The sequence below is a fragment of the Paenibacillus sp. FSL R7-0340 genome (genome assembly GCF_038002205.1).
GTDB classification, from domain to species: Bacteria; Bacillota; Bacilli; order Paenibacillales; family Paenibacillaceae; genus Paenibacillus; species Paenibacillus polymyxa_B.
On record NZ_JBBOBY010000001.1, the window covers coordinates 5,077,996 to 5,091,334 of the forward strand.

The window sequence follows — 13,339 nt, forward strand, 5'->3', positions numbered from 1 at the left end:
TACTTGTAAGATGGGCAAACCATTCTTCAAATATCTGTTGTTGCTTACCCTTCAAGATTTCTACTTTGGTCATGTACCTTGATTAAAATATGGAATTCCTCCTCAATAACCGCGCTTATGCTGACGATAGCTGCGTGCGGTTGTTTTGTTGCTGTATAATGAGTGAGTCTGTAAATATTTACAAAGGAGCAAGACATGTCAAACCGTAAATGGACATTTATCCTTATCCCAGTCTTCCTGCTATTTGCCTGGCTGCTCTTCCAGTTCACTCTGTCTTCTTTTCAAATTCACCAATTTGCAGAGTTATTGAAGACGGTTTCTCCAAAAGACGGGGTTTCCGATACAAAAGTCGTACTGATATCCCAGGAGTTGGATAATTATTACTGGCGGTCAATCGAACAAGGAGCCCGAAAAGAAGCGGAACAGTACGGTATGCGGCTCGATTATATCGGGCCGGACCGCATTAATCCGTCCGAGCAGGTCAAACTGCTGGATAAAGCGATTGCCAGTAAGGCGGATGCAATTCTGGTTCAAGGGATAAATGATCCAGAGTATCGCCGATTAATCGACAAAGCAGCCGGACTTGGCATCCCAGTCATCACGATTGATACGGATGAACCAGATTCCCGTAGACTAGCTTACGTGGGAACGGATAACGAAGGAGCAGGAAAACGGATGGGCGCGCTGTTAGCGAAAGCCTCTGGAGAGCGTGGCGACATTGGAGTTATGATCAGTAGCGAGCGCGTCGAGAATCAGCGACTCAGGCTTGCTGGATTTCGTTCCGTGATCGGTCGCTATCCCAAGCTCCGCATTGTGGAGATTCGCTCCTCAAATATTTCACGGCTTCAGGCAGCACAGCAAGCTCAGAACATGCTCACCCGGTATCCGCAGATCCGCTACATGGTCGGATTCAGTGCGCTGGACGGCCTTGGTATTCTGGAAGCCTCGGAGCGACGCGGAGCGCGGAATTTGCAGATTTTCGCTTTTGACGATATGGCCGAGACGTTGAAAGCCATCAGAGATTGCAAAATCGAACTGACCATTGTTCAACAGCCAGAGGAAATGGGGGCTAAGTCCATAAAATTACTGAATGATTATCTAAAGGGGAATCCCCCCCAGGAATTAACATACACCAGGATATATGAGATGCATGCGGACACTCCCGACAACATGACCGGAGATGACAGACGATGACGATCAGAACGAAGCTGCTTCTGTTCATCCCTCTTCTAGTTGTGTTCGCCAATATCATCGCTTATTTTGTATTCCAAAGCGGAAAGGTCGTACAACAGAGCTACGATGAAATGCTTGGCCGCATTCTTCTCATCGAGCAAACCTCCGAATCGGCGGAGAGCAACTTAAATCTCCTATATGCCTATCTGCTTAATCCAAGAGGCGATAAGGCTGTGCAGGGCCCGACAGAATACCAATTGATGCAGTTGAAAGGCAGAATTCAGGAAGTCTCCTCCTCGACTGACCCTTCTTTCGCCGAGGAGGACTACGTGAATCTGTTGGCTACATTTCTTAAAGAGAAACAAGCCGCAGTTCTGGATGCAAAGGCACAAGATCCTCAATCGGCTTTTGAACATTATATTGAAGCGGAGAAAACCGTCAGCTATATTCATGAGGAGGGTCAGCAACTGATCGATGATGAACTGGCTTATTACCGGCCAATCATTGAGAACATCCGGAACAAGAATGAGCGAATGAACGGATGGGGAGTGGCGTTGTTCGGCATGAACGCGCTGATGGGGGTTTTGCTTGCAATCTGGGTCTCGCGCAGCATTACTGGCCCTGTCGGCAGACTTGTCGGACTGGCGAAGCGAATCGCCACAGGTGATCTGAATATCAAGCCCCAACCGCGACGGGATGACGAGCTAGGCGTACTGTCGGACGCCATTTCGCAAATGTCCACCGATTTGAGTATCCTTATCGAGAAGGATAAACAGAGTCTGGAAATGCGGCGGCTTGTGAAGGAACTGGAGCTTCTGGCTCTGCAAAATCAAATTAACCCGCACTTTTTATTCAATACCTTAAATGTGCTCTCCAAGCTGGCGATCCTGGAAGGGGCGGAGAAAACCAGCGACCTGATCGTTTCGCTGTCCAATCTGCTACGGTACAGCCTGCAGAAGCTGGACAAACCCGTAACTCTCCAGGAGGAACTGGATCATATCCGCGAATACGTAACCATCCAGCAGGCGCGCTTCAGGGACAGAATTCGCTTTGATCTTCACTTTGACGCTTCCGTACTTCAGCAGCAAATTCCGGCCCTGACGATCCAGCCATTTATTGAAAACGCTTTTCTTCATGGTGTGGCAGATATGGAAGACGGAGCCATTATCATGTTAACGCTATCGAGAGCAAACGAAGATGTACAAATTGAAATTTCGGACAACGGAAAGGGCATGACGGAGGAAACCCGACTGTCGGTACTCCATCTTAAAGGCGAAGTCGAAAGCGGCAGTTCAACAGGACTTGGAATGCAAAATGTGTTTAGGCGGCTGCAGTTGTTCTACGGAAAGGAAGGAATGGTTGAAATCAATAGCAATATCGGACGAGGTACTACCATAACAATACGAATTCCAGTCAAGAAGGAGAGTGAGCAGACTGATGTATCGGTTGTTGATCGCGGATGACGAGGCTTTGGAGAGAGAAGGACTGGAATTGACAGTGGAACGGGCGATGCCGGGGATATTCCGGTTTATTCATGCCGGCAACGGCCGCATGGCGATTGAATGTGCGGAAGAGCACCGTCCCCATATTGCCATTCTGGATATCAATATGCCTGGAATCGACGGGCTTGCGGCGCTTCGTGAATTAAAGGAGCGGCTTCCCGATACCCGATTCGTGCTCGTCACTGCCTATGATTATTTTGCCTATGCCCGGGAGGCGCTCTCTTTGGGTGTGAAAGAATATATTCTGAAGCCAGCGAAGCGAGAACTGATCATCGGTACACTGAAACGACTGATTGAAGAAATTGAGTGCGAGAAGCGGGCACGTACGGAAGAATTGGAGCTTAGGCACAAAATCTCACAGCTGATGCCGCTCGCAGAAAATGAGCTGGCTTTAATGCTTATGGTTGACCAGACCGTGGATTCGAGCGCTTCCCAGCTATCAGAATGGCTGGACTTTCCTCTTGATCAGGGAAGCGCCATCATTGCCGCCTTTGACGGATATACGGACGAGCAGGATAAAAAGAAAATTTACGATCATTTCCGAAGCTATGTAAAAACGCATGGCCCGAATTCCATTGTAAGCTCCTTGATCGACCATCATGTAGCCACTTTTTTACGCAAGCCGCCTGTCACCGACGAAAACGACTGGCGGCAGTTGGTTAAACACCTTGTTCAGCAGCTCTCCGAGCTTGCCCAGGAGCAACTTGGTATAAAGACGGCCATTGGAATCGGGTCGCTGCATAGCGGCGAGGAAGGACTTCGCAAGTCCTATTTCGAAGCCGTTTTTGCCTCCACCCTACGCAAACGGGATGGAGGTTACTGCCACTTTGACGAACTGAAGTCATCAGAGGCTGGAAACGCTTCTTTGCTTGCCGTCAAAGCGGAGAATGGAATGCTTCAGCAGACGTACGTCATGTCAGCACTGCAACGGATACGCGAACAGCGAGAGGTTCAAACACTGACTATGCTGGGTAGGGCGAAAATGTATATCGAGGAACGGTTCAACGATGATCTTTCGCTGGAAGAAGTGGCTGATTTTGTCCATTTGAATCCTCACTACTTCAGCAAAATTTTCAAACAGGAATACGGAGAAACATTCATCGACTTCGTAACCCGGCTGCGGATTGATAAAGCCATCTCTCTGATTAAGGCCGGCAACCTTACTCTTAAGGAAATCAGCTTTGAAGTGGGTTATAAGGACCCGAACTATTTTAGCCGAGTCTTTAAGAAGATAACGGGTGTTCCTCCCACTGAGTTCAAAGGCCAAAAATAGTAGAGATTCATCCATGCCGACTATCGGCATGGATTTTTTTAAGCTCGAATGACAAGGTAATGCTAGGTTCAGCCCCTCCGTCTCCAATTCGGAAATCGAAGCCAAAATCGTGCAGGAAAAGGTCCGTTTAATGAAGACGATAACCGGCCTTTCTTTTATAAGCGCATGTTATACTTCTCCTCGAAGAACGGAATGAGGTTCCAGAGATCTGGAGGGGAGATGATCATATGGCAGTAATCATCAATAATGAAAGCGCTCAACAGAAAGCGCTTCAATCAGAAAAACCCAATATGCTTTTTGTGACGTTGGTATCCATCGTAGCTGCGCTCGGAGGTATCCTGTTTGGTTTTGATATCGCGGTTGTTTCGGGAGCAGTCGAATTCCTGCAGCAGCGTTTTTCGCTGAGCGAATTTCAGGTTGGTTGGGCGGTGTCAAGTCTGATTGTCGGGAGTGTCACCGGAGCGGCTCTCTCCGGCTACATGAGTGAAAAGATCGGCAGAAAAAAGGTATTACTGGCCGCCGGATTTTTATTCGTCGTCGGCTCGATCTGCTCTGCGCTTCAAGACACGTTCACCGGGTATGTTATCTTTCGCATGATTGGCGGCATTGGCATAGGAATCACTTCCACCGTTTGTCCGGTGTACAACGCGGAGATCGCTCCCGCCAAATACCGAGGTCGTTTGGTTGCTTTAAATCAGTTGGCGATCGTAACAGGGATTTTCCTGGTTTATTTTCAGAATTCGTGGATCGTCAGCATGGGGGATGAAGCCTGGGGTGTCTCAACAGCCTGGCGCTGGATGTTCGGAGTGGGAGCCGTTCCGGGACTGATCTTTATGCTCTTGATGCTCTTCATACCCGAAAGCCCGAGATGGCTTATTAAACAGAATCGGCCTTATGAAGCGCTGCCGATTTTGCTGAAAATTCACGGTGAAGAAGCCGCTAAGCAGGAAGTGCTTGATATCAAGGAATCATTCAAAAATGAGAACAACTCATTGAAACAATTGTTCGCTCCTGGTATTCGGGTCGCTCTCTTTATCGGTGTTATGCTCGCCATTATGCAGCATATTACCGGCATCAATGCCATTTTGTACTACGCGCCGGTTATTTTTAAGGGAATGGGACTCGGTACGGACGCTTCTTTGACCCAGACCATTTGGATCGGGTTGATCAATGTGTTGTTCACCATCGTATCCGTATGGCTGATCGACAAAGCGGGACGAAAAGTCCTGCTGATAATTGGCACCTCGTTGATGACCCTCTGTTTGGTCATTATTGGAGCCGCATTCAAAATGGGTTTGACCACCGGACCGCTCGTACTCATCATGATATTGATCTACGTGGCCTCCTATGCTATATCGCTTGGGCCGATCGTATGGGTTATGATCTCGGAGATCTTTCCGAACCGCATTCGCGGCAAAGCGGTCGCCATCGCTTCGATGGCATTGTGGGCCGGCGATTATCTGGTATCGCAAGCATTCCCTCCTCTGCTGAGTTCAGCCGGTCCGTCCAACACCTTCTGGTTATTCGGAGCCATCTCGTTGTTCGTCGTGGTCTTTATATGGCGCAAGGTTCCCGAAACCAAGGGGAGATCACTTGAACAGATGGAAAATATGTGGCTTGGGAAATGACCCAACTTTAGCTCTCAAGAAGCCCGGACACATGTTATAATGCTTCAAAACACACGTCCTCTGAGTCATACCGACCTAAATCGGCAATGGTTCAGAGGCTTCTTATTATCAGCTCCCATCCTCCTCCGCATAGTTCCTCACATTGCGCTCTACAGCAGAGCGGTATTCAACAGGCGTCTTGCCTGTGTGCTTTTTGAACAACATATGAAAATACTGCCTGCTGGCCACGCCTACATAATCGGCAATTTCTTGAATGGGAATGTCCGTTTGCTGAAGAAGCATACGGGCCTTGTCCATTCGCAGCATCGTTAAATACGCGGTAAGCGTTTGCCGAGTATGCTTTTTGAAAATACGGTGCAAATAACCTGGGTGTAGATTCACGGCTGCCGCCATGTCCTTAACCACAATATCTCGGTCATAGTTCAGATGGAGAAATTCAATGCATCGTTTGATGTACATATCCGTTTGCTGCGTGTTGCTGCGCTCTGCCTCTTCCCGTAGACGTGCAATTCGTACTAGCAATTGCATAAAAAGCATCTCTGCCATTGCACCCGGCTGTTCTTTTCGTTGGTCCAGCTCCAGCACGAGACTTTTCAGCGCATAATATACCTCTTCCGGGTCCGATAGTACCAGATACGGGAACGGACGTGACATGAGAGTCGTGACCTCCTGCTCCTCTGCTGCCATTTGTCGGATAGACGGCCCTACCCTCACTCCCTCCGTAAAACCAAACTCTACATTTAGCATCCGGCACGGTTGTTCTCCTTCCACCACTAGTCGATGAGGTACACCTGCGTCCAGCATAATAAACTCGCCTTTACGCAGCGTGATGCTTTCTTCCACATTCTCTCCCGTTTGTACATCTACCCTGCAAAAGCCGGAAATCATGTACATAATTTCGGTAGAATGATGATCGTGGTAAGACATGGTGTAGTCATGCCATTGCTTGTAATAGTAAGCAAAAAAACGGGGAATATAATCCCCGTCACGCAGCCGTGGCTCAAACAGACTTCCGTTCATCCCCGCACCTCCACAAAAATAGATAAGGCTAACACGACAACGTATCTGCAACCGCTCTATTTTCACAGTTTAACAGACTGAGTCCTGTACTTCTATTTCACTCCATCGGACGATCTGAAATCCTTTGGAATACGGCAGGCGACTCTTGCCTAAAAGGTTGGGGATTTATCACTTTTTGGACTTAAATACTGAATCAACATTCCCGCAAATCGGTTAGCAATTTCTATATCATCAAGTTCGTTATTCCAATCGTCCTTGGACGTCAGACTCATTTTCTGGAGTATACCCATCATAGACGTGAAGATAAAATGAGCGGTCTTCAAGGGTTCTGTGTCGGACTTTAATGATCCATCTTGGAATCCAACTTCCAGAGCATCCATCAGGAAATGTCGTTCCTTTTCCCGGCTAACAAAATTTTTGTACTGTTCTTTGAGTTCTTGATTTGAATCATAAGCTTCGTAATGCAGATCGAATAGAAGAATAAACTTGATGTATTCTGGATGTTGCCAAGCGTAATCAATCCATGCATCAAGCATCAAAGTAAGCATCTCCTTACCGCTCATTTCGGCTGAAGGTGCCCTTCTAACAAATTCGGTCATGCTCTCAAGGATTTCCATCTGAACCTCAAAGATCAGTTCGTTCATGGACTGAAAGTGCTTATAGAATGTGACCCGACTTACACCAGCCACGTTGCATACATCCTTAATATTAACTTTGAGAAAGCTTTGCTTCATAAAAAGTTCCTTGGCAGCCGCAATGAGTTCTTCCCGATTTTTGTTTTTCAAATTCTGGTGCCAGTTCTCAGTCATTAACAACCATCCGTTTCTCATTTTTCGATTTTTGTAAGGTTAAGAAAAGGGCAGATGCAAGGATAAGTGCACCAAAAATATAAGGAATATGAATGTGTTTGTCAAACATCAAACCCGCTAAAATGGGTCCCAATATATTGCCTAGGCTGGTATACGTCGTATTCAATCCGGCGGCATATCCTTGACGATCACCAGCTGAGTTCGCGATCATTGTACTTACGGTTGGCCTTAGGAAGGCATTAAAAGCAAAAAACAGCGCCGATACCGCCAGCAGATAACCTAAATTGATCTTAATTATCATTAACAGTAAAGCGATGGCTGTCATGATCAAAGAAAGACGTATAAGCTTCATCTCACCAAGTCTCTTGATGAGATAATCAAGTAGCCATATCTGTACTACGATGCCTATAATTGCACCAACCGTAATGATCATTGAGATTTTAGTGGCATCAAAACCATATTTTCGTTCCACAAAAAGAGCATACACCGTTTCATAATTCATCAAACCTAATGTCATGATCAGAATGAGGAGAAGATAACGAAAATAGGATGTCCGAAATGAATTTAGGATTTGGTTGCGAATTGGCTCCCGGCGGACCCATTGGCTAGCGGGTTTTCGTTTTTCCTTGGGTAGTGTCTCTGGCATATACAAGCTAAGCAGCGTAGCTACAAGTCCAAGTCCACCAGCAAAAAAATAGGGCACCCTTATGCCAAACTCAGCGATCATACCGCCTAACCCCGGACCAAGCACCATACCCAAATTCATGGAGGCACCCAAGTATCCCATTCCTTTAGCTCGGGTTTCAGAAGTGGTAATATCAGCGACGTAGGCCATATTAGAAGGAACCATTAATCCAATACCTATCCCCCCGATAAATCGGGCAATATATAGAAGAGGCAATGTCGTAGAAACAGCAAACATAAGATCCGAGATGACGGTTAAAAACAGACCGGTGATGATCATGGATTTCCGCCCCCATCTATCCGAAAGCTGCCCACCTAGGGGCGAAAAAATAAACTGTGCTGCTCCAAAAGCGGCAATAAGATAACCCGCAGCAGCTCCTGCCGCATTAAATTGTTTCAGATATTCAGGCAGAATGGGAATCACCATACCTTGACCCAATAAAGCAATAAACAAATTCAGCATCAGAATGAAAAGTGGAAATGTAGCAGACTTAGGTAAGCTGCTCATGTTTGTAACCCCCTTCAACCATTTACACTATGTAACCCTTTACTATGTGTAAACTATATTAGTTGAAATAGGGACCCTTGTAAATAAAATTACACACCTATTAAGCCAAGCTAATACCGGAAAGAGATCTTGTTATTCTTGAGTTACACATTAGGCTCCTGTTTTGCAAACTCTTGTAACATACCTCTTATTTGTTCTACCAATATAGCAGGTGCTTTCTTTGGTGAACCCGTGTCAAACGGAGGCTGAGGATCGTATTCCAAAATCAGCTGAACTCCTTTACTCATATCTTCTCCCAATTCCCATGCCAATAGCTGGAGTGCCATATCAATACCAGAAGAGACACCGGCTGCTGTAACGATTTTGCCCTGACGAACCACTCTCTCATCTGTTGGAATGGCTCCAAGAGATTGGAGCAGGTCTAAGGAACCCCAATGACTGGTGGCTACGGTTCCATTTAACAAGCCTGCGGCGCTCAAAATCAAAGAGCCGTTACAAACCGACGTGGTCCATTTCGTAGTTTCATGTATTTGGCGAATCCAATTTAACGTTTCTTCGTCATTCATTGGAGTTTTATAATTTGGCGGACTGCAACCTGGAACAACAAGAATATCAGCTGAACTAACTTCAGAAAAACTGTAATCGGCATGCAAATAACCCATATTTGAGTCCAGCTTGATTAACCCTTTTTTCTTAGCGACAAACTTCACTTCACATTTCAGTGTAGCAGCAAATACATCGTATGGACCCACTGCATCTAATGCCGTAATTCCATCGAAAAGCATGATTGCGATTTTCATGATGATCTCTCCTTTGAAGTGGGATTTTATTCTTGCACATCCATACTAACATACATATACGGGGTATGGGTATATTTAATGGTGTGAAAGCAGTATCTTCATTTCAAACGCCTCTTTAAGAGTACGTACCTGTAAAAAGGCATACTTAAAAAGGGCCACCCCCGAGGTAGTCCTTTTAAGTATGCCTGTAAATCTGTTAATCGCGAGCCGGCTTAGGAGTTTTGCTTACTCAATTGACCATAATATAAATCACTGTAAAAGCCTTTGTGAGCCAGCAGTTCATCATGAGAACCCTGCTCCTCCAAACGGCCATCCTTTAAGACCAGAATCCGATCAGCCAGACGAATGGTATTCAGCCGATGCGCGATGACGAAACTTGTTCGCCCCTGCATGAGCCGCTCCAGTCCTTCTTGTATCTTCATCTCGGTAATGGTGTCGATGCTGCTTGTTGCCTCGTCGAGTACAAGGATGGAAGGGTTGGCCAAAATAGCACGGGCAATAGCCAGCAGTTGTTTTTGCCCTTGACTGATGCCGCTGCCGTTCGCTTCCAACACCTTGTCGTATCCGTCCTTCATCCGCATGATAAAGGAATGGGCGTTAGCCAGTTTCGATGCTTGTTCAACCTCCTCATCGGTGGCGTCCAGTCTGCCGAAGCGGATATTTTCACGAATCGTCCCCTGAAACAGGAAGGAATCCTGTAGCACAAATGCCATGCGGGAGCGCAAGCTTTCACGCTGTATGGTGGTGATATCGCGCCCGTCCAGCGTAATCGTTCCCTGGTCGGGGCTATAGAATCTGGAAAGGAGCTGGATCAGTGTCGTTTTTCCTGCCCCGGTCGGGCCGACTAGTGCGATCATTTCACCAGGTTTGGCTTCAAAAGAGATACCTTCCAGCGTAGCGCTTCCCTCATCATAACCGAAGGAAACATCCGTAAACCGCACCGCCCCCTCCACATGCTCTACCTCCACTGCGCCGCGTTCATCCTTGGACTCTTCATCTTCATCCAATATTTCAAATACTCGTTCAGCTCCGGCAATAGCGGACAGCAGGGTGTTCCACTGGTTAGCCAAATCATTCAACGGTCTGGTGAACTGGCGGGCATATTCTACGAATACAATAATTGTACCTATAGTGATGGAGCCGCGAATGGCCAAAATCCCACCGATCCCCGCTACAATAGCAAAGCTGAGATTATTCAGTCCGTTCATCAGCTTCGGTATAAAGCCTGAAATCGTTTGTGCCCAGAAGCCCGATAGCCGAATACGGTCATTACGCTCGCCAAAACCACGGATGACTCTCTTTTCCTGCGAAAATGCTTTAATAATCTGCTGCCCAGACAGTGTTTCTTCGATGTATCCGTTCAGTTCGCCTAAATTCTTCTGGCGTTCCTTATATAAGGGCCCGGTGCGACGTGTAATCCAGCGCATCCCGGCAGCCATTAGCGGCACCACGATAAAGGTCAGCAGGGTCATCAGCGGGCTTAACCACAGCATCACCGTGAGTGTACCGATTAACGTCAATATACTCGAAAAAATCTGAATGGCGGAACTGTTAAGCGTAGAACTGACATTTTCGATATCATTGGTCAGACGGCTCATAATCTCTCCCTGCTGACGTTTGCCGTAGAAAGGAATCGGTAGTCGATGCAAATGTGAAAACAGATCGAAACGCATGCGGTACACCGTCTCTTGGGCAATCTCGATCATCCAGATATTTTGCAGCCAGGAGGTCAGCGAGTTGAGCAGATATACAGCTCCTAATCCGATGAGAAAATAAATCCACGTGCGTCCACCCGGACCTTCGAGAAAATCATCCACCGCTACGCCGACCAGATATGGACCCAGCAGAGCCAGCCCGGAGCTGAGCAGTACCATGAACAGCACCAGCATCAGTTTGGCCTTACGGCGGGCCAGATAAGCCCATATCCGTCCTAACGTGCCAGACCAGTTCTTCGCTTTGGCCTTGCGGCGTCCTTCCGCTCCCACCGGATTTCGCAGCACACCGGACGGCGGTGTAGGCTGACGGAACGGTTCAATGAGTTCCTTGAACATGCGACTCCTCCTTTCCGTATTGTGATTCATAGATACGCCGATACAGATCCGAGCTATCCATGAGATGCTCATGACTTCCACTTGCCATCAGGCGACCCTCATCCAGCAGTAAAATCTGATCTGCTGAGGCCGTCGAGCTGATTTTTTGCGTAATGAGAAATGTCGTGCAGGACAGGCCATCGAGTGCATTCAGTAGTGCTGCTTCTGTCCCTACATCCAATGCACTTGTGCTGTCGTCCAAAATCAGCACCGTCGGCTGGCGCACCAGTGCGCGGGCAATCGAAAGCCGCTGTTTCTGTCCGCCAGACAGATTGACACCACGCTGCCCGAGCATCGTGTCATAGCCTTGCGGCAAGCGTTCAATCATATTATGGATTTGCGCCATCCGTGCAGCTTCCTTAATTTGCTCCAGGCTGGCATTCTCCAGCCCCCAAGCAATATTATCCCGAATCGAGCCGGTGAATAGCAGTACCTCCTGAGGCACATAGCCAATAGCCTCTCGCAATATGGACGCATCCAGTTCACGAGCATCCTTTCCGTCAAAGCGCACATAACCTTCATCTTCTTCATACAGACGCGTAATCAACTGCACAAGTGAGGATTTGCCCGAGCCAGTGGCCCCCATAATAGCTATCCGCTCGCCTGATCGCGCCTTAAAAGATATATCCTTTAGGACAGCCAAATCACTGCCCGGATAATGAAAGCTCACCCGGTCCATTTCCACCTGTCCCTCAATTCGTATATGATGCGTTGAAACAGGCTCCAGCTCTTGCTCATCTTCATTAGATGTTTCCAATACCTCTCGAATCCGCCCCGTAGATGCAGTTGCCCGGGAAAATACAACAACGATACCTGATAAGGCAGACAAGGCTCCAATTGTCCGCAGTGAATAATTGACGACTGCGACCACCTGTCCTACACTGGCATCCCCAGTGGAAATTTGGCCGCGTCCGAACCAAAGTACTGCAATAATCCCTGCATTCATCGTAAACAAAATGAACGGCATCGTCGTTTCTGTCCAGCGTAGAGCGGACACCGTCCCTTTCATCAACTCGCCTCCGTAATGGGCAAAACGTTCGATTTCATGCCGCATCCGCACAAAAACCCGGATGAGACGGATACCTGTCAGATTCTCCTGAATCACTCCGTTAACGTCATCCAAGCGTCGCTGGACACCTTTAAACAAAGTGACCGTCCTCCGCATCATCACCAACACAAACACGAACAGCACTGGGGCCATAACCGCCAATAGCAGCCCAAGCCTGAAATGTACAACCAGTGCCATCACAATACTGCCGATGACTACAAGCGGAACCCGTGTCATAAACCGCAGGCTCATAAACACCGTATCCTGTACTTGCGTGACATCCCCGGTCAGGCGCGTAATCAGCGACGAAGTGGCAAAACGTTTAAACACAGGATACGAAAAGGATTGCACTTTACGGTACAGCTTTTCCCGCAAATCATAGCCGAAGCCCTGACTTGCATGTGAAGCAAAAAAAGAGCTGGATATCCCCGCCATAAAAGCGATAACGGCACTCCCCACCAATACACTGCCCCATAACCAGACGACGGACAAATCCTGCTGTCGGATGCCCTCATCAATGATTTTAGAGATCAAATATGGCTGTGATAGCTCTACCGTCAATTCCAGCAACATCATCACAAGCGCTGCGATGGCTGGAACCCGATATTTTTTTAGAAAAGAAAACATCATTCCCACAAGCATTCCTCCAATTGCCCATAGCCGTCCTTCCAGATCAGCGTGTAATGGTTATAAGATTCGAACCTGTCTGCTGTAAAACCATATATACGCACTTTATACAGCACTATATTTTATTATACCCTTCTGAACGGCTTCGTTTAACCAGCAAATTGGAGACTCCGGTTG

General features: G+C 47.5%; 10 protein-coding genes. 4 read left to right on the forward strand and 6 right to left on the reverse strand.

Annotation, left to right across the window (positions count from 1 at the left end):
* Window positions 1-195 precede the first annotated feature (195 nt).
* From MKX59_RS22580 to MKX59_RS22595, 4 genes are all read left to right on the forward strand, one after another.
* Window positions 196-1,194: a sugar-binding protein gene (locus MKX59_RS22580; RefSeq protein WP_023987287.1), complete on the forward strand. Its 999-nt coding sequence runs from the start codon at window positions 196-198 to the stop codon at window positions 1,192-1,194.
* On the forward strand, window positions 1,191-2,636 hold the full coding sequence (locus MKX59_RS22585; RefSeq protein ID WP_071559103.1) for a sensor histidine kinase: 1,446 nt from the start codon (window positions 1,191-1,193) through the stop codon (window positions 2,634-2,636). Before MKX59_RS22580 ends, MKX59_RS22585 begins: the two co-directional genes overlap by 4 nt.
* Window positions 2,611-3,948, forward strand: coding sequence for an AraC family transcriptional regulator (locus MKX59_RS22590; protein ID WP_053324770.1), 1,338 nt, complete (start codon window positions 2,611-2,613; stop codon window positions 3,946-3,948). The genes MKX59_RS22585 and MKX59_RS22590 overlap by 26 nt, the downstream gene beginning before the upstream one ends.
* A 227-nt stretch (window positions 3,949-4,175) precedes the next feature.
* On the forward strand, window positions 4,176-5,576 hold the full coding sequence (locus MKX59_RS22595; RefSeq protein ID WP_023987284.1) for a sugar porter family MFS transporter: 1,401 nt from the start codon (window positions 4,176-4,178) through the stop codon (window positions 5,574-5,576).
* A 108-nt stretch (window positions 5,577-5,684) separates the two neighbouring features.
* Here the strand turns inward: MKX59_RS22595 and MKX59_RS22600 are convergent, their stop codons facing one another.
* The 6 genes from MKX59_RS22600 to MKX59_RS22625 form a co-directional block, all read right to left on the reverse strand.
* Window positions 5,685-6,596, reverse strand: a complete 912-nt coding sequence (locus tag MKX59_RS22600; RefSeq protein WP_340858975.1) for an AraC family transcriptional regulator — start codon at window positions 6,594-6,596, stop codon at window positions 5,685-5,687.
* Window positions 6,597-6,745: 149 nt separating this feature from the next.
* Window positions 6,746-7,405 carry a TetR/AcrR family transcriptional regulator gene (locus MKX59_RS22605; RefSeq protein WP_028543214.1) on the reverse strand — a complete coding sequence of 220 codons (660 nt, stop codon included), beginning with the start codon at window positions 7,403-7,405 and terminating at the stop codon, window positions 6,746-6,748.
* On the reverse strand, window positions 7,398-8,597 hold the full coding sequence (locus tag MKX59_RS22610) for an MFS transporter (protein ID WP_028543215.1): 1,200 nt from the start codon (window positions 8,595-8,597) through the stop codon (window positions 7,398-7,400). The genes MKX59_RS22605 and MKX59_RS22610 overlap by 8 nt, the downstream gene beginning before the upstream one ends.
* 143 nt (window positions 8,598-8,740) lie before the next feature.
* Window positions 8,741-9,397 (reverse strand): DJ-1/PfpI family protein, encoded by a 657-nt coding sequence (locus tag MKX59_RS22615; protein WP_340858976.1) that lies wholly within the window; start codon window positions 9,395-9,397, stop codon window positions 8,741-8,743.
* 212 nt (window positions 9,398-9,609) lie between these two features.
* Complete coding sequence (locus tag MKX59_RS22620) at window positions 9,610-11,448, reverse strand: ABC transporter ATP-binding protein (protein ID WP_340858977.1); 1,839 nt, start codon at window positions 11,446-11,448, stop codon at window positions 9,610-9,612.
* On the reverse strand, window positions 11,429-13,165 hold the full coding sequence (locus MKX59_RS22625; RefSeq protein WP_209943596.1) for an ABC transporter ATP-binding protein: 1,737 nt from the start codon (window positions 13,163-13,165) through the stop codon (window positions 11,429-11,431). The genes MKX59_RS22620 and MKX59_RS22625 overlap by 20 nt, the downstream gene beginning before the upstream one ends.
* Between the last annotated feature and the right edge of the window lie 174 nt (window positions 13,166-13,339).

What these genes read in the sequence shown, in the direction of transcription:
- MKX59_RS22590 (WP_053324770.1), top strand. Translation starts at nt 2,611, where the DNA reads ATGTATCGGTTGTTGATCGCGGATGACGAGGCTTTGGAGAGAGAAGGA.
- MKX59_RS22585 (WP_071559103.1), top strand. Translation starts at nt 1,191, where the DNA reads ATGACGATCAGAACGAAGCTGCTTCTGTTCATCCCTCTTCTAGTTGTG.
- MKX59_RS22615 (WP_340858976.1), bottom strand. Translation starts at nt 9,397, where the DNA reads ATGAAAATCGCAATCATGCTTTTCGATGGAATTACGGCATTAGATGCA.
- MKX59_RS22605 (WP_028543214.1), bottom strand. Translation starts at nt 7,405, where the DNA reads ATGACTGAGAACTGGCACCAGAATTTGAAAAACAAAAATCGGGAAGAA.
- MKX59_RS22625 (WP_209943596.1), bottom strand. Translation starts at nt 13,165, where the DNA reads ATGATGTTTTCTTTTCTAAAAAAATATCGGGTTCCAGCCATCGCAGCG.
- MKX59_RS22610 (WP_028543215.1), bottom strand. Translation starts at nt 8,597, where the DNA reads ATGAGCAGCTTACCTAAGTCTGCTACATTTCCACTTTTCATTCTGATG.
- MKX59_RS22595 (WP_023987284.1), top strand. Translation starts at nt 4,176, where the DNA reads ATGGCAGTAATCATCAATAATGAAAGCGCTCAACAGAAAGCGCTTCAA.
- MKX59_RS22580 (WP_023987287.1), top strand. Translation starts at nt 196, where the DNA reads ATGTCAAACCGTAAATGGACATTTATCCTTATCCCAGTCTTCCTGCTA.
- MKX59_RS22620 (WP_340858977.1), bottom strand. Translation starts at nt 11,448, where the DNA reads ATGTTCAAGGAACTCATTGAACCGTTCCGTCAGCCTACACCGCCGTCC.
- MKX59_RS22600 (WP_340858975.1), bottom strand. Translation starts at nt 6,596, where the DNA reads ATGAACGGAAGTCTGTTTGAGCCACGGCTGCGTGACGGGGATTATATT.